This window comes from Vibrio sp. 1401 (genome assembly GCF_033340295.1).
In genome coordinates this window covers 1-549 of record NZ_JAWOWF010000721.1, presented here as the reverse complement: position 1 = coordinate 549, position 549 = coordinate 1, and the positions used below count along the sequence as shown (strand labels likewise).

The following is a 549-nucleotide window of genomic DNA, read 5'->3' as shown; positions in this document are numbered from 1 at the left end:
AACAAAGCAGTGAGTGCTTCCATGCAAATCCTCCCTTTGACGAACAAGTTATTGGCTCTGAAGGCGAGACCTGTCCGGTGATATCCTTATCATCTACTCTCAGTGTGGCATAAATTTCTACTCACAAACGTGAACAACCTTATGTCACCACTAACATTTGGTTACATTTTCCTAATATGTGAACTGGATGAGCCACCACGAAATTTATCTGAAAGATGGAAGAACGCATGATAAGCAGCGCTGAACTGATCAAGCGAGGCGCAAAACGACTATAATGTTCTAATATATTGACATTCAAAGAGATGCTATGAAGATATTACTTACAGGTGGAACTGGGTTTATAGGGTCTGAGTTACTCAAACTGCTTACCACTCATCAGATAGTGTTACTGACCCGATCGCCAGACCAAGCCAAACAGCACTTGCAGTACGCTGATTTAGGTAATATCGAGTACCTTGCTTCTCTTGATGAACTCGCCGATCTCAACAACATAGATGCCGTCATCAACCTCGCAGGAGAACCAATCGCAGACAAACGTTGGACGGAGCA

Annotated in this window: 1 protein-coding gene; it reads left to right on the top strand. The window is 43.4% G+C overall.

Going from position 1 to position 549, the window contains the following annotated elements; translation table 11 throughout:
- Nucleotides 1-307 precede the first annotated feature (307 nt).
- Nucleotides 308-549: NAD-dependent epimerase/dehydratase family protein (locus tag R7Z77_RS27780; RefSeq protein ID WP_318137362.1), on the top strand; the 242-nt coding region annotated here is incomplete at its 3' end.